General features: G+C 58.3%; 15 protein-coding genes, 1 tRNA gene and 3 rRNA genes. 15 read left to right on the top strand and 4 right to left on the bottom strand.

The features are described 5' to 3' along the window. The first annotated feature begins 25 nt into the window (after positions 1–25). Positions 26–1408 (top strand): F0F1 ATP synthase subunit beta, encoded by a 1383-nt coding sequence (gene atpD / locus FBAL_RS19325; RefSeq protein ID WP_013347284.1) that lies wholly within the window; start codon positions 26–28, stop codon positions 1406–1408. An 18-nt stretch (positions 1409–1426) separates the two neighbouring features. Continuing rightward, positions 1427–1852: a F0F1 ATP synthase subunit epsilon gene (locus tag FBAL_RS19320; protein WP_013347283.1), complete on the top strand. Its 426-nt coding sequence runs from the start codon at positions 1427–1429 to the stop codon at positions 1850–1852. A 41-nt stretch (positions 1853–1893) separates the two neighbouring features. Here the strand turns inward: FBAL_RS19320 and FBAL_RS19315 are convergent, their stop codons facing one another. Continuing rightward, entirely contained in the window at positions 1894–2784 is an 891-nt protein-coding gene (locus FBAL_RS19315; protein ID WP_013347282.1) for a DMT family transporter, read from the bottom strand. A 77-nt stretch (positions 2785–2861) separates the two neighbouring features. Between FBAL_RS19315 and glmU the strand changes: the two genes are divergently transcribed. From glmU to FBAL_RS19265, 10 genes are all read left to right on the top strand, one after another. After that, on the top strand, positions 2862–4214 hold the full coding sequence (gene glmU, locus FBAL_RS19310) for a bifunctional UDP-N-acetylglucosamine diphosphorylase/glucosamine-1-phosphate N-acetyltransferase GlmU (RefSeq protein WP_013347281.1): 1353 nt from the start codon (positions 2862–2864) through the stop codon (positions 4212–4214). Between the two features lie 115 nt (positions 4215–4329). Next, positions 4330–5103 (top strand): DeoR/GlpR family DNA-binding transcription regulator, encoded by a 774-nt coding sequence (locus tag FBAL_RS19305; RefSeq protein WP_013347280.1) that lies wholly within the window; start codon positions 4330–4332, stop codon positions 5101–5103. A gap of 10 nt (positions 5104–5113) precedes the next feature. Continuing rightward, positions 5114–6946, top strand: coding sequence for a glutamine--fructose-6-phosphate transaminase (isomerizing) (glmS, locus tag FBAL_RS19300; RefSeq protein ID WP_013347279.1), 1833 nt, complete (start codon positions 5114–5116; stop codon positions 6944–6946). Positions 6947–7118: 172 nt separating this feature from the next. After that, positions 7119–8540, top strand: coding sequence for a cytochrome c oxidase accessory protein CcoG (ccoG, locus tag FBAL_RS19295; protein WP_013347278.1), 1422 nt, complete (start codon positions 7119–7121; stop codon positions 8538–8540). Between the two features lie 411 nt (positions 8541–8951). Beyond that, positions 8952–10504 (top strand): 16S ribosomal RNA (locus FBAL_RS19290). A 285-nt stretch (positions 10505–10789) separates the two neighbouring features. Beyond that, a 23S ribosomal RNA gene (locus FBAL_RS19285) occupies positions 10790–13679 on the top strand. Positions 13680–13770: 91 nt separating this feature from the next. Continuing rightward, positions 13771–13885, top strand: a 5S ribosomal RNA gene (gene rrf, locus FBAL_RS19280). The 16S, 23S and 5S rRNA genes sit together here with 1 tRNA gene alongside, the layout of an rRNA operon. Positions 13886–13947: 62 nt before the next feature. Next, positions 13948–14023: transfer RNA gene (locus FBAL_RS19275), tRNA-Thr, on the top strand. A 308-nt stretch (positions 14024–14331) separates the two neighbouring features. Beyond that, complete coding sequence (locus tag FBAL_RS19270) at positions 14332–16167, top strand: AMP-dependent synthetase/ligase (RefSeq protein WP_013347277.1); 1836 nt, start codon at positions 14332–14334, stop codon at positions 16165–16167. 71 nt (positions 16168–16238) lie between these two features. Continuing rightward, positions 16239–16634, top strand: coding sequence for an acyl-CoA thioesterase (locus FBAL_RS19265; RefSeq protein WP_013347276.1), 396 nt, complete (start codon positions 16239–16241; stop codon positions 16632–16634). A 37-nt stretch (positions 16635–16671) separates the two neighbouring features. Here the strand turns inward: FBAL_RS19265 and FBAL_RS19260 are convergent, their stop codons facing one another. The 3 genes from FBAL_RS19260 to hutI form a co-directional block, all read right to left on the bottom strand. Then, entirely contained in the window at positions 16672–17058 is a 387-nt protein-coding gene (locus FBAL_RS19260; protein ID WP_013347275.1) for a hypothetical protein, read from the bottom strand. An 11-nt stretch (positions 17059–17069) separates the two neighbouring features. Further along, the gene (gene mtnC / locus FBAL_RS19255; protein ID WP_013347274.1) at positions 17070–17747 is read right to left on the bottom strand and encodes an acireductone synthase; all 678 of its coding nucleotides are present in this window, start codon (positions 17745–17747) and stop codon (positions 17070–17072) included. Between the two features lie 90 nt (positions 17748–17837). After that, positions 17838–19067: an imidazolonepropionase gene (hutI, locus tag FBAL_RS19250; protein WP_013347273.1), complete on the bottom strand. Its 1230-nt coding sequence runs from the start codon at positions 19065–19067 to the stop codon at positions 17838–17840. Positions 19068–19178: 111 nt separating this feature from the next. On the opposite strand from hutI, the gene hutC reads away from it, so the two are divergent. The 3 genes from hutC to hutH are packed head-to-tail and all read left to right on the top strand — an operon-like array spanning position 19179 to position 23120. Then, on the top strand, positions 19179–19892 hold the full coding sequence (gene hutC / locus FBAL_RS19245; protein WP_013347272.1) for a histidine utilization transcriptional repressor HutC: 714 nt from the start codon (positions 19179–19181) through the stop codon (positions 19890–19892). 10 nt (positions 19893–19902) lie between these two features. Continuing rightward, positions 19903–21582 (top strand): urocanate hydratase, encoded by a 1680-nt coding sequence (gene hutU / locus FBAL_RS19240; RefSeq protein WP_013347271.1) that lies wholly within the window; start codon positions 19903–19905, stop codon positions 21580–21582. Beyond that, complete coding sequence (hutH, locus tag FBAL_RS19235; RefSeq protein ID WP_013347270.1) at positions 21582–23120, top strand: histidine ammonia-lyase; 1539 nt, start codon at positions 21582–21584, stop codon at positions 23118–23120. The genes hutU and hutH overlap by 1 nt, the downstream gene beginning before the upstream one ends. Positions 23121–23216 lie beyond the last annotated feature (96 nt).

Raw genomic sequence — 23216 nt, 5'->3', positions numbered from 1 at the left:
TTTAGACAGAATCAGAGGATTTATCATGAGCACAGGTACTGTTGTTCAGGTGATCGGTGCGGTAGTCGACGTGGAATTTCCGCAAGACGCCGTACCTCAGGTCTATGACGCCCTGACCGTATCCAATGATGGTGCCAGCCTGGTGCTGGAAGTTCAGCAGCAGCTGGGCGGCGGCGTAGTCCGTACCATCGCAATGGGTGCGTCAGAGGGTCTGCGTCGCGGCCTGAAAGCAACCAACACCGGTAACACCATCCAGGTGCCGGTGGGCACTGCGACCCTGGGTCGCATCATGAACGTACTGGGTGAGCCTATCGACGAAGCCGGTGATATCGGCGAAGAAGAGCGTTGGTCTATCCACCGCGAGGCTCCGAGCTACGAAGACCAATCCAGCGCCACCGAGCTGCTGGAAACCGGCGTAAAGGTAATCGACCTGGTTTGTCCGTTCGCTAAGGGCGGTAAAGTAGGTCTGTTCGGCGGCGCGGGTGTGGGTAAGACCGTTAACATGATGGAGCTTATCCGTAACATCGCCATCGAGCACTCCGGTTACTCCGTATTTGCCGGTGTGGGCGAGCGGACCCGTGAAGGTAACGACTTCTACCACGAGATGAAAGAGTCCAACGTACTGGACAAAGTATCTCTGGTATACGGCCAGATGAACGAGCCGCCGGGTAACCGTCTGCGCGTAGCACTGACCGGTCTGACCATGGCTGAGAAGTTCCGTGACGAAGGTCGTGACGTACTGTTGTTCGTTGACAACATCTACCGTTACACCCTGGCCGGTACTGAAGTATCCGCACTGCTGGGCCGTATGCCTTCTGCAGTAGGTTACCAGCCGACTCTGGCGGAAGAGATGGGCGTTCTGCAGGAGCGTATTGCTTCTACCAAGACCGGCTCCATCACCTCCGTACAGGCCGTTTACGTACCTGCGGATGACTTGACTGACCCGTCTCCGGCTACCACCTTCGCTCACTTGGATGCGACCGTGGTACTGAGCCGTGATATCGCTGCCCGCGGTATCTACCCGGCGATCGACCCGCTGGACTCCACCTCTCGTCAGCTGGATCCGCTGGTTATCGGTCAGGAGCACTATGATGTGGCTCGTGGCGTGCAGTCTGTACTGCAGCGCTACAAAGAGCTGAAAGACATCATTGCCATCCTGGGTATGGACGAACTGTCCGAAGAGGACAAGCAGACCGTAGCCCGCGCCCGTAAGATTGAGCGTTTCCTGTCTCAGCCCTTCTTCGTAGCAGAAGTATTTACCGGTGCCCCTGGTAAGTACGTTCCGCTGAAAGAAACCATCCGTGGCTTTAAAGGGATTCTGGAAGGTGAATTCGATCACCTGCCGGAGCAGGCCTTCTACATGGTGGGTTCTATCGACGAAGCCATCGAGAAAGGCAAGAACGTTTAATCGATCCGGGAGGATGAGATGGCAATGACTGTTCACTTGGATGTCGTCAGCGCAGAAAAGCGCCTCTTCTCTGGCCTTGTAGAAACCCTGCAAGTGACCGGTACCGAGGGTGAGCTGGGGATCCTGCCCGGTCACGTCCCGCTGCTGACTGCCATCAAGCCCGGTATGGTTCGTATCGTTAAGCAACACGGCGAAGTTGAGGTGATCTACCTGTCTGGTGGCATCCTCGAAGTTCAGCCGGATTGCGTGACCGTATTGGCTGATGTAGCCGTACGGGCGGAAGACATCGACGTAGAAGCGGCCCGCGAAGCTAAGCGCAACGCGGAAGAGCGCATCGCCAACGCCGGTGTGGACTTTGATTACGACACGGCCCAGATTGAGCTGGCGAAAGCTCTGGCTCAGCTGCGTGTGGTTGAAACCATCCGTAAGAGCCTGGGTAAGTAAACATTCCCATATGAAAAAGCGCCGCATCAGCGGCGCTTTTTTTATGCCTGTCGATCCTGAAACAGCAACCAGAACAGCGCCAATACCGTCAGCAGGATGCCCGGCAATGGCTGCCAACCCGGCCAGGTCTGCAGCAGTAGGCTATTGAGCAGCACCACCAGCGCCGGGGTCAGCAAGCTGTAGGCGTGCGCACTGCTGGCGCCCACCACCAGAGCGGCGGACTGGAACAGAAAGAAGGTCAGCATGGTGGAGCCGGTGGCCAGCCAAGCGATGGCACTCCATTGCACGCTTGTCGGCCAAATCCATTGGCTGCCAGTAACCAGCATCGCCAGCGTCAGCAGGGCGGTGCCGGTAAACAGCGACCAACTGGTGACCTGCAGCATCGGCTCTCCCCGGTGCAGCTGCTTCAACAGCAGCGGATAACTGCTCATCAACAGGCACGCGGCCAGAAACAGCGTATTGCCAATGGGCCAGCCACCCTGCCCTAACCGTTGCCACTCCCCTTGTGTTAATACCCACAACGCTCCGATCGCGCCCAGCAGCAGTGCCAGCCAACGTACTAACGGAACCGGAGTACGCCAGACCAGCCAGGCCAGCGCGGCACTGAACAGGGGAACCAGAGTCGCCAAGCTGCCCATGGCCAGGGCTGTGGCACTCTCCCCCGCGACAAACATCAGCAGGAAGAATCCGGTCAGTGGCAGGCTGATAAGGCCGTAGCGGAGTACCGCGGGCCAGCCGGGCCAGACAAGCTGGCGTCGCCAGCCGAGCACCAGCACAAAGCCGAGACTGGCCAACAGGAATCGCAGCCAGGTGGTCAGCAACGGCGGATACTGGCTACCCAGGTAGTGAGCCAGCGGGAAAGACGTGGTGATCAGCAGCGCATAGAGCAGCAGGCCGAAATGCGCGCGGGTGACGGTGGAGAGCACCGGCATGATGATAAGCAGCCCCTTATTTTACGTCCTACTGTGCGTATAATATGCCCCCAGTTCAAACCATAGAGATCGTTTACATGAAGTTGGAAGTCGTCATCCTGGCCGCAGGGATGGGTACTCGGATGAAGTCCAAACTGCCCAAAGTGCTCCACCCGGTCGCGGGTAAGCCGATGGTGCAACACGCCATCGATGCCGCCGCCCCCCTGAATCCTCACCGCACTCACCTGGTGTATGGCCATGGCGCCGACCAGCTCAAAGCTGCGCTGGGACACAATACGGTGGAATGGGCGCTGCAGGCGGAGCAGCTGGGCACCGGTCATGCCGTTAACATGGCTGACTGGGATGACGACAGCACGGTACTGGTGCTCTACGGTGATGTGCCGCTGATCCAGACTCAGACTCTGGAGCGCCTGCTGGCGGTGCAGCCGGATAATGGCATCGGCTTGCTGACGGTGAGCCTGGATAACCCCACCGGTTACGGCCGTATCGTGCGCGAGGGTGGCGTGGTCAAGGCCATTGTCGAGCAGAAGGATGCGAATCCGGAGCAGTTGGCCATCACCGAAGTGAACACCGGCATTCTGGTGGCCCCGGGTAAGGCACTGAAGCGCTGGCTGGCCAACCTGTCCAACAACAATGCTCAGGGGGAATACTACCTGACCGACGTGATCGCCATGGCGGCGGCCGAAGGTGGCGTGGAAACCGCTCATCCGGACAGCGCCATTGAGGTGGAAGGTGCCAACAACCGTCTGCAACTTGCAGCACTGGAGCGGGCTTACCAGGCGCGTGCGGCAGAGCAGCTGATGCTGTCCGGCGTAACCCTTATCGACCCGGCCCGCTTTGATCTGCGCGGTACGCTGACCAACGGTTCCGACATCACCATCGACGTCAATGTGGTGATCGAAGGCGATGTCACCATTGAGGACGACGTGGTGATCGGCGCTGGCTGTCTGCTCAAGGATTGCCATATCGGCAAGGGCAGCGTCATCAAGCCATACACCATTGTGGAAGGCGCCACTGTGGGTGAAGTCTGCACCGCCGGACCGTTTGCCCGACTGCGCCCCGGCGCAGAGCTGGTTCACGACAGCCACATCGGCAACTTTGTCGAGATGAAGAAGGCACGTCTGGGCAAAGGTTCCAAGGCCAACCACCTGGCCTACATCGGCGACGCCGAAGTGGGTGATAAGGTGAACATTGGCGCGGGCACCATCACCTGCAACTACGACGGTGCCAACAAGCACCTGACCGTGATTGAGGATGAGGTGTTCGTCGGCTCCGACAGCCAGTTGGTCGCGCCGGTGCGCATCGCCAAGGGGGCTACCATTGCCGCTGGCTCCACCATCACCAAGAACGTGGGTGAAGGGGAACTGGTACTGACCCGCACCAAGCAGAAGCACATTGCAGGCTGGCAGCGTCCCCAAAAGCAGCGCTGAAACGGCAAATTTGAGTGAAAAGGCGGCCTTTTATGGCCGCCTTTTTTCGTTTCGCTTGATCTCAATTGTTTTGTTTTTATACTTACGAACTTTCGAAACGAAACTTATCTAGAGCATGTCGAAACGGAACACCCAACAGCGCCGCCACCGCATCATGGCCATGCTCGGTGAGCAGGGCGAAGTCAGTGTGGATCAGCTGGCACGGGAGCTGGGCACCTCTGAGGTGACCATCCGCAAAGATCTGGCCACCCTGGAAGCCAGTGGTCTGCTGCTGCGCCGTTACGGTGGGGCCATCGCCATGCCCTCGGAGATCCTGCAGGACGACCCCAGTCACAGCCCCTCCCGCTACAAAGCGGCGATTGGCCGGGCCGCGGCCGCCCAGATCCGCGACCACCAACGGATCGTCATCGACAGTGGCCGCACCACCGCAGCCCTGATTGGCGAGTTGGGGGAAAAGCGCGGACTGGTGGTGATGACCAACTCTCTGAACAGCGCAAACGCCCTTCGGGAGTTGGAGAATGAGCCTACGCTTTTGATGACCGGAGGCACCTGGGATCCCCATTCGGAGTCGTTTCAGGGTCAGGTGGCCGAGCAGGTGTTGCGGGCGTACGACTTTGACCAGCTTTTTATCGGTGCCGATGGCATCGACATTGCTCGTGGTACCACCACTTTTAATGAATTGATCGGCCTGTCCCGGGTCATGGCTGAGGTTGCCCGAGAGGTCAACGTGATGGTTGAGTCGGACAAAATCGGCCGACGCATCCCCAACCTGGAGCTGCCCTGGGACAAGGTCACCCGGTTGATCACCGATGAGCGACTCGATAACGCGTCGCGACAACAGATTGAATTACACGGGGTGCAGGTGATCTGCGCCCGTGCTGAAGATTAGGAGTAGATCTATGTGTGGGATTGTTGGCGCCGTAGCGCAACGTGATGTGGCGGAGATCCTGGTTGAGGGCCTCAAGCGTCTGGAATACCGGGGTTATGACTCTGCCGGTGTGGCGGTACTCAACAGCGAAGGTGAAATGGGTCGTCTGCGTCGTCTGGGTAAGGTGCAGGAACTGGCCACCGCGCTGGAGCAGACGCCGCTGGCGGGCGGTACCGGTATTGCCCACACCCGCTGGGCGACTCACGGTGAACCCTCTGAGCGCAACGCGCACCCTCACGTCTCCAGTGACGACATCGCCGTGGTGCACAACGGCATCATCGAAAACCACGTGGCTCTGCGCACCATGCTGCAAGGCCTGGGTTACGTGTTCAGCTCTGACACTGACACCGAAGTGATCGCGCATTTGGTTCACCATGAGCGCAAAAGTCATGACTCCCTGCTGGCGGCGGTTCAGGCTACCGTTAAGCAACTGGAAGGCGCCTACGGCACCGTCGTGATGGATTGCCGTGACCCAGAGCGCCTGGTTGTTGCCCGTTCCGGCAGCCCGTTGGTGGTGGGTTACGGCCTGGGTGAGCACTTTATCGCGTCTGACCAGCTGGCCCTGTTGCCGGTGACCCGCCGCTTTGCCTTCCTCGAAGAGGGAGACGTGGCCGAGATCACCCGTCGTGATGTCACCATTTACGACCTCAACGGCGAGCGCGTGGAACGCGAAATCAACGAGTCCGAAGTCAGCCACGATGCCGGCGACAAAGGCCCGTACCGTCACTACATGATGAAAGAGATCTACGAGCAGCCGACGGCGCTGCAGCGTACTCTGGAGGGGCGCCTGGCCAACGGTAAAGTGGCCCTCGACGCCTTTGGTGACAACGCCGCTGAGCTGCTGGCCCAGGTAAAGCATGTACAGATCATCGCCTGTGGTACCAGCTACCACGCTGGTATGGTCGCCCGCTACTGGCTGGAGCAGCACGCCGGTGTCTCCTGTAATGTCGAGATCGCGTCTGAGTTCCGCTACCGCAAATCCCACGTGTTCCCGAACAGCCTGCTGGTGACCATCTCCCAGTCCGGTGAAACCGCGGACACCCTGGCCGCCCTGCGCCTGGCCAAGGAGATGGGTTACATGGCCAGCCTGACCATCTGTAACGTACCGGGCTCCTCCCTGGTGCGTGAGTCCGATATGGCCTACATGATGAAAGCCGGTGCCGAGATTGGTGTGGCCTCCACCAAGGCCTTCACCGTGCAGCTGGCGGCGCTGCTGATGCTGACCGGTGCCATCGGCGTTCACAACGGCATGACTGAGCAGACCATCGGTGAGCTGGTTTCTGCCCTGCAGGCCCTGCCGAGCAAAGTGGAGCAGGCACTGAGCCTGAACGATGCCATCGAAGCGCTGGCGGAAGATTTTGCCGACAAGCACCACGCCCTGTTCCTGGGCCGTGGCGACCAGTACCCCATTGCCATGGAAGGGGCGCTGAAGCTGAAAGAGATCTCCTACATCCACGCCGAAGCCTACGCCTCCGGTGAACTGAAGCACGGTCCTCTGGCCCTTATCGACGCCGACATGCCGGTGATCGTCGTTGCGCCGAACAACGAGTTGCTGGAGAAGCTGAAGTCCAACGTGGAAGAGGTGCGCGCCCGTGGCGGCCTGATGTACGTGTTTGCCGACGTGGATGCCCATTTCGCCAGCGATGACACCATGAAGGTGATCCCGGTGCCGCACTGCAACGAGTTTATCGCACCGATCATCTACACCCTGCCGCTGCAGCTGCTCTCCTACTACGTGGCGCTGATCAAGGGCACCGACGTGGACCAGCCGCGTAACCTGGCCAAGTCCGTGACCGTGGAGTGATCCATGGGAATCAAGAAAAGGGCGCCCCATGGGCGCCCTTTTTTATGGCTTTCATCGATGCCAGTGATCCGTCGTGATCGACTTTTTAGTATCATCCGTGATCAGGCTCACCCTTGCCATGTTGCGTTCTTGTTAGGGTGTGCCCCAATGATGTGAGGAGTTAGGCCGTTCTATGGATCAGCAGTCCAACCCGTCCCCCCGTGAGCGAGGACAACCCATAAAAGTGCAGCCGGCCAAAAGCGCCGCCGCACGAGGTAATCCCAGAAACCGCATCTATGTGCGCAAGACCGACGGCGTGTGGTCACAGCTGCGACGACGGATGGGCTGGGTAATGATGGGGCTGTTTCTGTTGCTGCCCTGGTTGCCCTGGGGTGACCGACAGGCGGTGCTGTTTGATCTGGCCCAGCGTAAATTTTATGTGTTCGGCCTGACGATCTGGCCACAGGACCTTATCCTGCTGGCGCTGCTCTTTATGATTGCGGCGTTCGCCCTGTTCTTCTTTACCACCTTCCTTGGCAGGGTCTGGTGCGGGTATATGTGCCCGCAGTCGGTGTGGACCTTCATCTTCATCTGGTTTGAAGAGAAGATTGAGGGACCGCGCAATAAGCGCATTAAACTGGATCAAGCCCCCTGGGACTGGAACAAGTTGTGGCGCAAGAGTGCCAAGCATGGCGCCTGGCTGGGCATCGCCCTGATCACCGCCCTCACCTTTCTCTCCTACTTTTACCCCAGTCGTTCCCTGTATCTGGACTTCTTTACCGGACAGGCACCGGCGGCCATCTACTTCTGGACCCTGTTCTTTACCTTCTGCACCTACGGCAACGCGGGCTGGATGCGAGAGATCATGTGTCTGCACATGTGCCCCTATGCCCGGTTCCAGTCGGCGATGTTTGATACCGACACCTTTATCGTCGGTTACGACAGCAAGCGGGGTGAAGAGCGTGGTCCCCGTGGCCGTAAACAGGATCCTAAAGCCCTGGGGCTGGGTGACTGCATCGATTGCAGCCTCTGTGTTCAGGTGTGCCCGACCGGCATCGATATTCGTAATGGCCTGCAGTATGAATGCATCAACTGCGGTGCCTGCATCGATACCTGCGACGATGTCATGGCTAAGATGGGCTACAAGAAGGGCTTGATCAGCTACACCACCGAGCGCCAACTGGAGGGGGGGCAGTCCAAGGTCGCCCGACCCAAGCTGCTGGGTTATGGCGCGGTGCTCACCGTTATGGTGGTCGGCTTTATCTATACCCTGCTCACTCTGGCACCGGTGCAGATCGATGTGCTGCGGGATCGCAACCAACTTTTCCGGGAAACCCGTGACGGACTGGTCGAGAACGTCTATACCCTGCGCCTGCTGAACAAGACTGAACAACCGCAGCAGTTTGAACTGGCGGTCAGTGGCCTGCCGGAATACCGTTGGGATGGAAAGCAATCGGTGACTGTCGCTGCCGGTGAGGTATTTACTCTGCCGATCAGCATTGCGGTGGATCCGTTCTACCTGAAACAGCCGATGACCCACATCGTATTTGAGCTGAAAAGCGAAGACGGTACCCTGAGCACCGAAACGGAATCGCGGTTTATAAGCAGTATGTAGACCCGAAAATAAACAAAATGCGGAAAAAAGACGCGTTCGGAGTGAAAAATATCCGAACGCGTTTTTTTTATAAGAAAACCCTTGCGAGGAAAAATCCCGGCCCTATAATGCGCTCCCTGTCGACGGGGCAAAGCGGAACACAAAACGCTGAGCCACCAAGGCCTCCAAGAGGTCCTGGTTAAAACTTAGACGGTCGGAAAGGAAAGTTGAAAACGCCCTTGACGATGACGGAGAAACGCGTAGAATGCGCCTCCTGCCTCGAGTGAGGCAACGCTCTTTAACAAGTTATCAGACAATCTGTGTGGGCACTCACGCAGTGTTGAGAAATCATCATTTTCTCGATGCTACTGAGTGACACCAAGTTAATTCAGTATTCATTGAGTAGCTTCTACGGAAGCAAATCAAAATCTTTAATTGAAGAGTTTGATCATGGCTCAGATTGAACGCTGGCGGCAGGCCTAACACATGCAAGTCGAGCGGCAGCGACAACATTGAACCTTCGGGGGATTTGTTGGGCGGCGAGCGGCGGACGGGTGAGTAATGCTTAGGAATTTGCCCAGTCGAGGGGGACAACAGTTGGAAACGACTGCTAATACCGCATACGCCCTACGGGGGAAAGCAGGGGCTCTTCGGACCTTGCGCGATTGGATAAGCCTAAGTGAGATTAGCTAGTTGGTGAGGTAATGGCTCACCAAGGCGACGATCTCTAGCTGGTTTGAGAGGATGATCAGCCACACTGGGACTGAGACACGGCCCAGACTCCTACGGGAGGCAGCAGTGGGGAATATTGCACAATGGGCGAAAGCCTGATGCAGCCATGCCGCGTGTGTGAAGAAGGCCTTCGGGTTGTAAAGCACTTTCAGCGAGGAGGAAAGGTTAGTGGTTAATACCCGCTAGCTGTGACGTTACTCGCAGAAGAAGCACCGGCTAACTCCGTGCCAGCAGCCGCGGTAATACGGAGGGTGCGAGCGTTAATCGGAATTACTGGGCGTAAAGCGCATGCAGGCGGCCAAGTCAGTCAGATGTGAAAGCCCCGGGCTTAACCTGGGAATTGCATTTGATACTGCTTGGCTAGAGTCCTTGAGAGGGGGGTAGAATTTCAGGTGTAGCGGTGAAATGCGTAGAGATCTGAAGGAATACCAGTGGCGAAGGCGGCCCCCTGGCAAGAGACTGACGCTCAGATGCGAAAGCGTGGGGAGCAAACAGGATTAGATACCCTGGTAGTCCACGCCGTAAACGATGTCTATTAGGAGTCTGTGCCCTTGAGGCGTGGGTTCCAAAGCTAACGCATTAAATAGACCGCCTGGGGAGTACGGCCGCAAGGTTAAAACTCAAATGAATTGACGGGGGCCCGCACAAGCGGTGGAGCATGTGGTTTAATTCGATGCAACGCGAAGAACCTTACCTACCCTTGACATCCAGAGAACTTACCAGAGATGGTTTGGTGCCTTCGGGAACTCTGAGACAGGTGCTGCATGGCTGTCGTCAGCTCGTGTTGTGAAATGTTGGGTTAAGTCCCGCAACGAGCGCAACCCTTGTCCTATGTTGCCAGCGCGTAATGGCGGGAACTCATGGGAGACTGCCGGTGATAAACCGGAGGAAGGTGGGGACGACGTCAAGTCATCATGGCCCTTACGGGTAGGGCTACACACGTGCTACAATGGTCAGTACAAAGGGTTGCCAACTCGCGAGAGTGAGCCAATCCCATAAAGCTGGTCGTAGTCCGGATTGGAGTCTGCAACTCGACTCCATGAAGTCGGAATCGCTAGTAATCGTGGATCAGAATGCCACGGTGAATACGTTCCCGGGCCTTGTACACACCGCCCGTCACACCATGGGAGTGGGCTGCAAAAGAAGTGGGTAGTTTAACCTTCGGGAGGACGCTCACCACTTTGTGGTTCATGACTGGGGTGAAGTCGTAACAAGGTAGCCCTAGGGGAACCTGGGGCTGGATCACCTCCTTAACGACATGAATTCTTGCCTGCGTCGAGTGTTCACACAGATTGTCTGAGTCAATGCGAAAGTGTTGATTTGGAACCGTTCTTTAACAATTTGGATAAGCTGATAAATTTCTCGAGAAATTGTAAGAGTAAACTTCTTGCAAGTGTCTTGATATCCGGCGATTCAGCGAAAGCTGAATAACGAAACATTTGGTTGCGTCATATGCGTAATGTGCTTTGCAAAGCTCATTACGGTTGCAACGAGATTTGGTTCTACCAAAGCTCAAGCAAGACCCCTTGGGGTTGTATGGTTAAGCGACTAAGCGTACACGGTGGATGCCTTGGCAGTCAGAGGCGATGAAGGACGTGCTAACCTGCGAAAAGCTCAGATGAGGCGGTAAGAGCCACTTGAGTCTGAGATGTCCGAATGGGGAAACCCGGCACCATAAGGTGTCATCAGTTACTGAATACATAGGTAACTGAGGCGAACCTGGGGAACTGAAACATCTAAGTACCCAGAGGAAAAGAAATCAACCGAGATTCCCTTAGTAGCGGCGAGCGAACGGGGATTAGCCCTTAAGCATTGAGGAAGTTAGTGGAACAAGCTGGAAAGCTTGGCGACACAGGGTGATAGCCCCGTACATGAAAACGACCACAGTGTGAAATCGAGTAGGACGGGACACGTGTTATCTTGTCTGAACATGGGGGGACCATCCTCCAAGGCTAAATACTCCTGACTGACCGATAGTGAACCAGTACCGTGAGGGAAAGGCGAAAAGAACCCCTGTGAGGGGAGTGAAATAGAACCTGAAACCGTGTACGTACAAGCAGTAGGAGCCCTTCGAGGGTGACTGCGTACCTTTTGTATAATGGGTCAGCGACTTACATTCTGTAGCAAGGTTAACCGAATAGGGGAGCCGTAGGGAAACCGAGTCTTAACTGGGCGTCATAGTTGCAGGGTGTAGACCCGAAACCCGGGTGATCTAGCCATGGGCAGGTTGAAGGTGCCGTAACAGGTACTGGAGGACCGAACCGACTAATGTTGCAAAATTAGCGGATGACTTGTGGTTAGGGGTGAAAGGCCAATCAAACCGGGAGATAGCTGGTTCTCCTCGAAAGCTATTTAGGTAGCGCCTCGTGTCTCACCATTGGGGGTAGAGCACTGTTTGGGCTAGGGGGTCATCCCGACTTACCAACCCCATGCAAACTCCGAATACCAATGAGTGCAATCACGGGAGACACACGGCGGGTGCTAACGTCCGTCGTGGAGAGGGAAACAACCCAGACCGCCAGCTAAGGTCCCAAAGTTATCGCTAAGTGGGAAACGATGTGGGAAGGCTTAGACAGCTAGGAGGTTGGCTTAGAAGCAGCCACCCTTTAAAGAAAGCGTAATAGCTCACTAGTCGAGTCGGCCTGCGCGGAAGATGTAACGGGGCTAAGCGATACACCGAAGCTGCGGAAGCACACTTGTTGTGCTTGGTAGAGGAGCGTTCTGTAAGCGGTTGAAGCGGAATTGAGAAGTTCCGTGGACGTATCAGAAGTGCGAATGCTGACATGAGTAACGTTAAAGCGGGTGAAAAACCCGCTCGCCGGAAGACCAAGGGTTCCTGTCCAACGTTAATCGGGGCAGGGTGAGTCGGCCCCTAAGGCGAGGTCGAAAGACGTAGTCGATGGGAAACGGGTTAATATTCCCGTACTGCTGATTACTGCGATGGAGAGACGGAGAAGGCTAGGCCAGCACGGCGTTGGTTGTCCGTGTTTAAGGTAGTAGGCGGTGAACTTAGGCAAATCCGGGTTCACATAACGCTGAGAGCTGATGACGAGCCACTACGGTGGTGAAGTGGTTGATGCCATGCTTCCAGGAAAATCTTCTAAGCTTCAGGTAATTAGCAACCGTACCCCAAACCAACACTGGTGGTCAGGTAGAGAATACCAAGGCGCTTGAGAGAACTCGGGTGAAGGAACTAGGCAAAATGGTACCGTAACTTCGGGAGAAGGTACGCTCCTGCCGGTGATGAGACTTGCTCTCTAAGCTAGTGGGAGTCGCAGATACCAGGTGGCTGCAACTGTTTATCAAAAACACAGCACTGTGCAAACTCGTAAGAGGACGTATACGGTGTGACGCCTGCCCGGTGCCGGAAGGTTAATTGATGGGGTTAGTTTTCGGACGAAGCTCTTGATCGAAGCCCCGGTAAACGGCGGCCGTAACTATAACGGTCCTAAGGTAGCGAAATTCCTTGTCGGGTAAGTTCCGACCTGCACGAATGGCGTAATGATGGCCACGCTGTCTCCACCCGAGACTCAGTGAAATTGAAATCGCTGTGAAGATGCAGTGTACCCGCGGCTAGACGGAAAGACCCCGTGAACCTTTACTACAGCTTGGCACTGAACATTGAACCTACATGTGTAGGATAGGTGGGAGGCTTTGAAGCAATGACGCCAGTCGTTGTGGAGCCGTCCTTGAAATACCACCCTTGTATGTTTGATGTTCTAACGTTGGTCCCTTATCGGGATTGCGGACAGTGCCTGGTGGGTAGTTTGACTGGGGCGGTCTCCTCCCAAAGAGTAACGGAGGAGCACGAAGGTTGGCTAATCATGGTCGGACATCATGAGGTTAGTGCAAAGGCATAAGCCAGCTTAACTGCGAGACAGACACGTCGAGCAGGTACGAAAGTAGGTCTTAGTGATCCGGTGGTTCTGAATGGAAGGGCCATCGCTCAACGGATAAAAGGTACTCCGGGGATAACAGGCTGATACCGCCCAAGAGTTCATATCGACGGCGGTGTTTGGCACCTCGATGTCGGCTCATCACATCCTGGGGCTGAAGTCGGTCCCAAGGGTATGGCTGTTCGCCATTTAAAGTGGTACGCGAGCTGGGTTCAGAACGTCGTGAGACAGTTCGGTCCCTATCTGCCGTGGGCGTTTGAGAATTGAGAGGGGCTGCTCCTAGTACGAGAGGACCGGAGTGGACGAACCTCTGGTGTTCCGGTTGTCACGCCAGTGGCATTGCCGGGTAGCTAAGTTCGGAATCGATAACCGCTGAAAGCATCTAAGCGGGAAGCGAGCCTCAAGATGAGTTCTCACTGACTCCTCGAGAGTCCTAAAGGGCCGTCGAAGACTACGACGTTGATAGGCAGGGTGTGTAAGCGTTGTGAGGCGTTGAGCTAACCTGTACTAATGACCCGTGAGGCTTAACCATACAACACCCAAGTGGTTTTGTGAGTCGGATATCCGACCTTGTAAGAAGCTCTTACATCGAGAAACAGCTTTTCCGAATTGTACGATTTTTGCCTGGTGGCAATAGCGTCGTGGCCCCACCTGATCCCATGCCGAACTCAGAAGTGAAACGCGACCGCGCCGATGGTAGTGTGGCAGTTGCCATGCGAGAGTAGGTCACCGCCAGGCTCCTAATTAGACATAGCCCAGCTCCACGCTGGGTTTTGTCGTTTCAAGCGCCGCTTGAACATGCTGATATAGCTCAGTTGGTAGAGTGCACCCTTGGTAAGGGTGAGGTCCCCAGTTCGAATCTGGGTATCAGCACCATTCTTCAGAAACCCAGCCTTCCGGCTGGGTTTTGTCGTTTCTGCCTTCTACTTTTTGCCCTATGGCCTGAATCACTGCCTGCCCGTCTGAATTAGGTTTTTTACTCTAGATGATTCCGGCATACGCCTGTTAACTCAACTCTTTCAAGCCTGAAATCGGCGGCCAACAGAGCTGAACTGGTAGCAAACAGGTGTCGAAAAACTGTGCGACTGCACGCAAAAGTGCTCGATTTTACTGCTCCCACGGGAACAAAATGGGTACTATGCGCAGCCAAAGAGAGTACAACTGTACGCTTAATAACAGAAACGATGGGGAAGAGAGTGGTGAAACCGTCATTAGAGCAATTGCATCTGGTTCCGGTCCTGCGTCAGCGGATCGCGCAGCTGGGCGATGCCCCGGCCCTGCGCCATCAGGTTGCCGGTCAATGGCAGGACATCTCCTGGAAGCGCTTTGGCGAGCAGCTGGACGCGTTGTCACGCGCGCTGTTGGCCCTGGGTGTCGAGGTCCAGGACAAAGTGGCGATCTTCGCCCAGAACTGCGCTGAGTGGGCGATTGCCGACGTCGCCAGCATGCAGTGCCGTGCCGTGATTGCCCCGATCTACCCGACCAACACCGATGAGCAGGCCGCCTACATCATCAATGATGCCGGTGCCAAGGTGCTGTTCGTTGCGGGTGAGGAGCAGTACGCCAAAGCGCTGGCCCTGGTGGCCCACTGCCCTACCCTGCAGCACATCGTGTTGATGGATGATGCTCTGCAGGTGCAGTCCTGTGAGGTCACCCTTCACCACATGTCAGCCCTGATCGATGCCGAGCACAGCCAATACCAGGCTGAGCTGGAACAGCGCATCGCCGATCGTCGTCTGGATGACCTGCTGACCCTGATCTACACCTCCGGCACCACGGGTGAGCCCAAGGGTGTGATGCTGGACTACACCAACTTTGCCAGCACCGTGCGTCAGCATGCCCAGTTCCTGCCGTTTGGTGTGGGCGACGTCTCCCTGGCGTTCCTGCCCCTCTCTCACGTATTTGAGCGTGGCTGGAGCCTGTATGTGCTGACTCAGGGCGGCACCAACGCTTACCTGGCTGACCCGATGGCGGTACAGGATGCGCTGGCTGAGATCCGTCCCCACGTGATGTGTGCCGTTCCCCGTCTGTACGAGAAGATCTACTCCGCCGTGATGGAGAAGCTCGAGCAGGCCCCGGCCCACAAGCGTGGCCTGTTTATGTGGGCCCTGAAACAGGGGCTGAAGCGCTTTGAAGCGGAACAGGGTGGCCCTGCCATGGGTGCCTTTGGCCGTGCCAAGCTGGCGCTGGCTGACAAGCTGGTGCTCTCTAAGGTGCGTGAAAAGCTGGGTGGTCGCATCCGCTTTATGCCTGCCGGTGGCGCGGCACTGGATCCGGTGGTAAACCAGTTCTTCCAGTCCGTTGGTCTGACTGTGCTCTGTGGCTTCGGCATGACCGAAACCACCGCCTCCGTGACCGCCAACCGTATGGGTGAGATTGGCATCGGCACCAACGGCAGCGCGCTGCCGGAAGTGCAGGTGAAGATCGGCGCCAATGACGAGATCCTGGTGAAGGGCGATACCGTAATGCGCGGCTACTACAACCGCCCGCAGGACACCGCCGAAGCCTTCGATGAGGACGGTTGGCTCAAGACTGGTGACTGTGGCTACCTGGATGCCCAGGGTCGCCTGCTGATCACCGATCGCATCAAGGAGCTGATGAAGACCTCTAACGGTAAGTACATCGCCCCTCAGCGTGTTGAGGGCATGGTGTCCCGTGACCCGCTGGTGGAGCAGGTGGCGATCATCGCCGACGCCCGCAATTACGTGTCTGCGCTGATCGTACCGGCGTTTGAAGCACTGGAGCATTGGGCCCGCGAAGTGGGTATCCAGTACAAGGACAAACTTGAGCTGGTGAACCATGCCACGGTGAAAGCGCACTTTGAGGAGCGTCTGAAAGCGGTGCAGGCGGAGCTGGCCCGGTTTGAGCAGGTGAAGCAGTTCACCTTGCTGCCCCGCGAGTTCTGCATGAAACGGGGTGAACTGACCCCGACCATGAAGCTGCGCCGTAAGGTGATCAACCAGCGCTTCGCCAAAGAGATTGAAGCGATGTACCGAAAGGTTGCCCCTGCCAAAGCGTAAACGCTGGCAGACAAAGGCCCCCACTGGGGGCCTTTTTTGTTATAACGGGGTTCGTATTGGCAGGAGGCCCGATGTTTACCACCCAGTTTGATCCCCGGTTTATGGAAACCGACGCCCTAGGACACATCAACAACACCGTGATTCCGGTGTGGTTCGAGGAGGGGCGTACTCCGATCTTTGAACTCTTTGTGCCACAGCTCGACCTGAGCCGTTGGAACCTGATTCTGGCCAGCGTCCACGTCGATTTCCTGGCCCAGACCTACTACGGCCAGCCGGTCACTATCGAAACCCGCATCACCCGTCTGGGCGGCGCTTCCTTCGATGTCAGTCAGCAGGTGGTGCAGGACGGTAAAATCACGGCGCGGGGCAAGGCGGTGATGGTGCACTTCGACTATGAAGCCAATCAGTCGGCACCGATTCCGGCTCCGATCCGAACCGCCCTTGAGGCACACCTCAGTCCCGAGTAACGGGGATCAAAAAAGGCGCCGTTGGCGCCTTTTTGTCTTAGTGGACGACGTTGCTGACCGCGTCCCTCAGCAGCCGTCGCAACACCGCCAGTAGCGCCAGCAGTTTGGAAACGACGCCACCGAACAGCAGCGTAAAGGCGCACAGGTAGTACACCCAGGGGGACAGTTCGCGACGTCGCACCAGGGTGTAGCCCAGATAGCCACCACAGCCCAGCCACAGGGTGTTGAGCAGCAACAGCGCTGCGGTGGCCAGCTGCACCTGCAGAGGGGCAGCCTCGTGGCCCAGGTATTCCATCATCATGGCGTTGAGCAGCGGCCACTGCCACAGGCTCTGTAACCAGGTGAAGGCCACCAGCAGCAGGATGGCCACGCCGATGGCGGGACCACTCCAGTGAATGGCCCGGTTAAGTTTGCTGTCGGTCATCGGGGCGGGACTCAGAGCTTCAGTTGGCTGAAATCATCAACGATGTTGTGGTCGCCGCGGCGGACCCCTTCTCCCCGAACCACCTGACAGGTGCGCAAGCCGGCGTCACGGGCGGCGTTGAGCTCCTCGACGTCATCGGAAACGAACAGCACATGCTTGGGCCAGAGGCTGACCACATTGAGGATGTTCTTGTAAGCCTGCACGGTTTTCTTCTGACCCAGGTTGGTGTCGAAGTGACCGTAGAACAGCGCGCTGAGATCGCCCTCATTGCTGTGCTTGAACAGCAGGTCCTGAGCGTCGGCTGAGCTGGAGGAGTAGCTGTACAGGCGTTTGCCAGCGGCTTTCCAGGCTTTCAGGGCTTCGGCGGCATCGGCATAGACGTGGCCTTTGAAATCGCCTTTCAGGTAACCCTGCTTCCACACCAGACCCTGCAGCGTCTTCAGGGCAGTCAGCTTGTTGTCGGCGGCGATCCACTCGCGGATCAGCTCAACCAGTCGTGGCAGGTCCGCGTCCGGCTCATTGGCGTGGGCACGGATGTCCGCCAGCAGGTTGCTGACGGCGAAGTCGTTGTGGTGGTGCTCCAGGAACTCTGGAAGGGCGTCAGCGGAGTAGGAGAAGAGTGTGTCCTTAATAAATTGGAAATCGGTCGTGGTGCCGGCGGTATCCACGATGATGGCTTGAACTCCCATACGTCCTCTTCAAGTCGTCGTTTTAATTCCAGTCGATAGTAGCCCCCGGCCTGCGGCGATGCCAGAAAAACCGGGTGCGAAACCAAGTCACTATCTGAGCGTCACCAACTGACCGTGTTTCATCACCTCGCGGCACGGGTTACAGCCGTACTGCCAGGCCAGCTCGGCCGGCTGTTCAATCTCCCACAGAACCAGGTCCGCTTCCATCCCCACCTTGATCTGCCCCACTCGCTCCTGCAGGCCCAGTGCCTGGGCGGCATGGCGGGTGACCCCGGCCAGCGCTTCTGCCGGAGTGAGGCCAAACAGGGTGCAGCCCATATTGAGCATCAACAGGGTGGAGCAAAGGGGGGAGCTGCCGGGGTTAAAGTCGGATGCCAGCGCCATCGGCACCTTATGCTGACGCAACAGGTCGATGGGGGGCAGGCGGGTCTCTTTCAGGGTAAAGAAGGCGCCGGGCAGCAGTACCGCAACGGTACCGGATTGGGCAATGGCTTCCACCCCAGCCTGATCGAGGCATTCGATGTGGTCCACCGACAGGGCCTGATAACGGGCCGCCAGCGCGGAGCCGCCCATATTGGAGAGCTGCTCAGCATGGAGCTTGACCGGCAGATCGTGGGCCTTGGCGGCCTGAAATACCGCTTCGGTCTGGTCCAGATCAAAGGCGATGTGTTCACAGAAGACGTCGACCGCGTCCGCCAGCCCGTCAGCGGCAATGGCGGGCAACTGCTGGTTGATCACATGCTCAATGTAACCGTCGGCGTTGTCCTTAAACTCCGGCGGCAGAGCGTGAGCCCCGAGAAAGGTGGTGACCACCTCAATGGGGTGCATGGCCCCCAAGTGGCGGGCTACCTCCAGCAGGCGTCGCTCGGTGTCGAGGTCAAGGCCATAGCCGGACTTCACCTCCACCGTGGTCACTCCTTCACGCAGCAGGCTGTTCAGGCGCTTACGCCCGCCCTGGAACAGGGTCTCTTCGTCAGCAGCACGGGTGGCGCGAACGGTGGAGAGAATGCCGCCGCCCGCCTGGGCGATCTCGGCATAGCTGACGCCATTAAGGCGCTGCTCAAACTCGTTGGCGCGATTGCCGCCAAACAGCAGGTGGGTATGGCAATCGATCAATCCCGGTGTCAGCCAGCCGCCATGGCCGCGGTAAACCGGCAAAGAGAAGGGATCGAATTCCGGCAGTGCACTGCGCGGTCCCAGCCAGGCGATTTTGCCGTCTTTAATGGCGACGGCACCGTCTTCAATGGCGCCGTAGGGCCCGTTCTGAGCCGGATCCATGGTCGCCAGGTTGACCTCAATCCAGAGCTGATCCCAATCCATTCTGCGTCTCTCCACTGCCAGGGTTGTAATGGCATTGTGGCGGTATATTCTTGTATATACAACCTCGGTATGACATGGTGATAACCGAAATCGACGGAGCGAGAGGCTGGGGTGATCCCAAAATTCGAGGCCATTAAGCGGGCCATCAGTGATGAGATTGAGCAGGGGCGTTGGCAGGAGCACGAGCAGGTGCCCTCTGAAAATGCGCTGGCGCAGCGCTTTGCCTGCAGCCGCATGACCGCCCGCCGTGCTCTGACCGAACTGGTGGAGCAAGGCGTACTGGTGCGCAGTCAGGGGCTGGGCACCTTTGTCGCGCCCTTTAAATCTCAGGGCAGCATGATGGCGATCCGCAACATTGCCGAGGAGATTGCCGAGCGTGGCCATCAGCACAGTGCGCAACTGCTGCTGCTCAAGCCGGTGGCAGCGGAGACGGAAGTGGCCATTGCCCTGGCCGTGCCGGCCGGCAGCACCATCTATCGCTCCAGCCTGTTGCACCTGGAGAACGGGCAGCCGGTCCAGCTGGAAGACCGCTACGTCAACCCGGCACTGGTGCCCGATTATCTGGACCAGCCCTTTACCAGCCAGACCCCCCATGAATACCTGTCCCAGGTGGCACCGCTGACTCAGGCGCACCACCTGGTGGAAGCGGTGGCCCCCAACGATACCCAGCAAACGCTGCTGAAGTTGGCCGGGGCCGAGCCCTGTTTACAGATCTGTCGCCGCACCTGGTCGTCCCAGGGCGTGGTGAGTTATGCCAGGTTGTTGCACCCGGGAAGCCGGTTCCGGCTCGGTGGCCACCTGATGGTTGAGTCAACATCACGATAAGGAAGTAACGATGACTAAGGATCCGCGCCATGACCCGAGCCGGGTGATCCGCGCCCCCCGAGGCAGTGAGCTGTCCGCCAAAAGCTGGATGACCGAAGCCCCGCTGCGCATGCTGATGAACAACCTGGATCCCGAGGTGGCCGAGCGTCCGGAGGACCTGGTGGTGTACGGCGGCATTGGTCGGGCGGCGCGGGATTGGCCCTGCTTTGACCAGATTGTCGCGACTCTGCAACGTCTGGAAGAGGATGAAACCCTGCTGGTCCAATCCGGTAAGCCGGTGGGGGTGTTCAAAACCCACGCCGATGCGCCTCGGGTGCTGATCGCCAACTCCAACCTGGTGCCGCACTGGGCCAATTGGGACCACTTTAACGAGCTGGATAAGCTGGGCCTGGCCATGTACGGCCAGATGACCGCGGGCTCCTGGATCTACATCGGCAGTCAGGGCATCGTTCAGGGCACCTATGAAACCTTTGTGGCGGTGGCCAAGCAGCACTTTGACGGTGTGGCCAAAGGGCGCTGGATTCTGACCGGTGGTCTGGGGGGCATGGGCGGCGCCCAGCCGCTGGCCGGCACCATGGCCGGTTTTGCCTGTCTGGCGGTAGAGTGCGATGAAACCCGCATCGATTTCCGTCTGCGTACCGGCTACGTCGATAAGAAAGCCAAAACCCTGGATGAGGCGCTGGCGATGATCGATGACGCCGTGGCTAACGGCCAGGCGATCTCCGTGGGCCTGCTGGGTAATGCGGCCGATGTGTTTGCCGAGCTGGTTGAACGTGGCATTACGCCGGACGTGGTGACCGATCAGACCTCCGCCCATGACCCGCTGAACGGTTACCTGCCCCAGGGCTGGACCCTGGAACAGGCCAAGGCGATGCGCGAATCTGAGCCCAAAACCGTGGTGGCCGCGGCCAAGGCCTCCATGGCGGTGCAGGTGCAGGCGATGCTGACCCTGCAGGAGCGTGGTGCCGCCACGCTCGATTACGGCAACAACATTCGCCAGATGGCGTTTGAAGAGGGCGTGGCCAACGCCTTCGATTTCCCCGGCTTTGTGCCCGCCTACATCCGTCCGCTGTTCTGCGAGGGGATTGGCCCGTTCCGCTGGGTGGCCCTCTCCGGTGATCCGGAAGACATCTACAAAACCGACCAGAAGGTGAAGGAGCTGATCCCGGACGACCCACACCTGCACAACTGGCTCGATATGGCCCGCGAACGCATCCAGTTCCAGGGACTGCCAGCCCGGATCTGCTGGGTGGGCCTGAAGGACCGCGCCCGCCTGGGTCGTGCCTTTAACGAGATGGTCAAAAACGGTGAACTGAAAGGTCCGGTGGTGATCGGCCGTGACCACCTGGATTCCGGCTCCGTGGCTTCTCCGAACCGGGAAACCGAGAGCATGCAGGATGGCTCCGATGCGGTCTCCGACTGGCCGCTGCTGAACGCCCTGCTTAACACCGCCGGTGGCGCCACCTGGGTCAGCCTGCACCACGGCGGTGGTGTCGGTATGGGCTTCTCCCAGCACTCTGGGGTGGTGATCTGCTGTGACGGCTCTGATGCGGCGGACAAGCGCATCAGCCGGGTACTGTGGAATGACCCCGCCACCGGGGTGATGCGTCACGCTGACGCCGGATATGAGATTGCCAAAAACTGTGCTCGGGAGCAGGGCCTCGACCTGCCGATGCTGGAGAACGACTGATGCTGAACCTGACCCTGAATCCTGGCCAGCTGAGCCTGCCCCAACTGCGTGCCATCAGCCGCGAGGGTGTCAACCTGGTACTGGATGAGGCCGCCTACCCGGCCATCGATGCCAGCGCCGCTGCGGTGGCCCAGGTGATTGAACGTGACCAGGTGGTGTACGGCATCAACACCGGCTTTGGTCTGTTGGCCAACACCCGCATCGCCAAGGATGATCTGGAGTTGCTGCAACGCTCCATCGTTCTGTCCCACGCCGCCGGTACCGGTGAGCCGATGAACGACGCCACCGTGCGGTTGATGATGGTGTTGAAGATCAACTCTCTGGCCCGTGGCTTCTCCGGCATCCGCCGTGAGGTGATCGACGCTCTGATTGCGCTGGTCAACGCCGGGGTTTACCCCATCGTGCCGGAAAAAGGTTCGGTAGGCGCGTCCGGTGACCTGGCCCCGCTGTCCCACATGGTGCTGCCGCTGCTCGGTGAAGGTGAAGTGCGCTATCACGGCCAGGTGATCAAGGCTACAGATGGCCTTGCCAAGGCGGGACTCAAACCGATGACCCTGGCCGCCAAAGAGGGCCTGGCCCTGCTGAACGGCACCCAGGCCTCCACCGCACTGGCGCTTGAGGGGCTGTTCCACGCCGAAGACTTGTGGGCTGGCGGTTCCGTAGTGGGTGCCATCAGTGTGGAAGCCGCTCTGGGCAGCCGCCGTCCGTTTGACCCGCGGGTGCACGAAGTCCGCGGCCAGCATGGCCAGATTGATGCTGCTGCTACCTTCCGTCACCTGCTGGGGACAGAATCCGAACTGGGCGACAGCCACGCCAACTGCGATAAGGTGCAGGACCCCTACTCTCTGCGCTGCCAGCCGCAGGTAATGGGCGCCTGCCTGACCCAGATCCGTCAGGCCGCCGAGGTGCTGCTGGTGGAAGCCAACGGCGTTACCGACAACCCGCTGGTGTTCCCCACCGATGAGGGGGCGGACTTCATCTCCGGCGGCAACTTCCATGCCGAACCGGTCGCCATGGCCGCCGACAACCTGGCGCTGGCGATCAGCGAGATTGGTGCCCTGGCTGAGCGTCGCATCGCCCTGCTGATCGACCGCCACCTGTCTGGACTGCCGGCATTCCTGGTGGACAACGGCGGAGTGAACTCCGGCTTTATGATTGCCCAGGTAACAGCCGCCGCCCTGGCCAGTGAGAATAAGTCACTGGCCCACCCGGCTTCCGTGGACAGCCTGCCCACCTCCGCCAATCAGGAGGACCACGTGTCGATGGCGACCTTTGCCGCCCGTCGTCTGCGGGAGATGGCGGCCAACAGCCGGGGGGTGCTGGCGGTGGAGTTGCTGGCGGCTTGCCAGGGCCTCGATTTCCGTGCGCCCCTGAAAGCCAGTGCAGCGGTGGAAACCGCCAAGGCCCAGCTGCGGGAAACCGTGGCGTTCTACGATAAGGACCGCTTCTTTGCGCCCGATATTGAAAAGGCCACCGCTCTGCTGGCTTCGGCCCGCTACAACAGCTTGATCCCAGCCACCTTGCTGCCCTCGCTGTAATCGTCGAACCGGCCATTGATAACCCCCGCAATTGCGGGGGTTTTTGGTTTCTTAAGGCGGTTTCGGTCGCTATCCTGATGGGTAATCACCTGACAA

It is taken from the genome of Ferrimonas balearica DSM 9799 (assembly GCF_000148645.1).
In the GTDB taxonomy this organism is placed as follows: Bacteria; Pseudomonadota; Gammaproteobacteria; order Enterobacterales; family Shewanellaceae; genus Ferrimonas; species Ferrimonas balearica.
Note: the sequence above shows the minus strand (reverse complement) of the source record. Positions and strands in the feature narration are given on the sequence as shown.

Bases quoted from the DNA above. Each gene is read 5' to 3' on its own strand.
- FBAL_RS19320 (WP_013347283.1), top strand. From the start codon at position 1,427: ATGGCAATGACTGTTCACTTGGATGTCGTCAGCGCAGAAAAGCGCCTC.
- hutH (WP_013347270.1), top strand. From the start codon at position 21,582: ATGCTGAACCTGACCCTGAATCCTGGCCAGCTGAGCCTGCCCCAACTG.
- FBAL_RS19315 (WP_013347282.1), bottom strand. From the start codon at position 2,784: ATGCCGGTGCTCTCCACCGTCACCCGCGCGCATTTCGGCCTGCTGCTC.
- glmU (WP_013347281.1), top strand. From the start codon at position 2,862: ATGAAGTTGGAAGTCGTCATCCTGGCCGCAGGGATGGGTACTCGGATG.
- ccoG (WP_013347278.1), top strand. From the start codon at position 7,119: ATGGATCAGCAGTCCAACCCGTCCCCCCGTGAGCGAGGACAACCCATA.
- FBAL_RS19260 (WP_013347275.1), bottom strand. From the start codon at position 17,058: ATGACCGACAGCAAACTTAACCGGGCCATTCACTGGAGTGGTCCCGCC.
- hutU (WP_013347271.1), top strand. From the start codon at position 19,903: ATGACTAAGGATCCGCGCCATGACCCGAGCCGGGTGATCCGCGCCCCC.
- glmS (WP_013347279.1), top strand. From the start codon at position 5,114: ATGTGTGGGATTGTTGGCGCCGTAGCGCAACGTGATGTGGCGGAGATC.
- hutI (WP_013347273.1), bottom strand. From the start codon at position 19,067: ATGGATTGGGATCAGCTCTGGATTGAGGTCAACCTGGCGACCATGGAT.
- FBAL_RS19270 (WP_013347277.1), top strand. From the start codon at position 14,332: ATGGGGAAGAGAGTGGTGAAACCGTCATTAGAGCAATTGCATCTGGTT.
- FBAL_RS19305 (WP_013347280.1), top strand. From the start codon at position 4,330: ATGTCGAAACGGAACACCCAACAGCGCCGCCACCGCATCATGGCCATG.
- mtnC (WP_013347274.1), bottom strand. From the start codon at position 17,747: ATGGGAGTTCAAGCCATCATCGTGGATACCGCCGGCACCACGACCGAT.
- FBAL_RS19265 (WP_013347276.1), top strand. From the start codon at position 16,239: ATGTTTACCACCCAGTTTGATCCCCGGTTTATGGAAACCGACGCCCTA.
- atpD (WP_013347284.1), top strand. From the start codon at position 26: ATGAGCACAGGTACTGTTGTTCAGGTGATCGGTGCGGTAGTCGACGTG.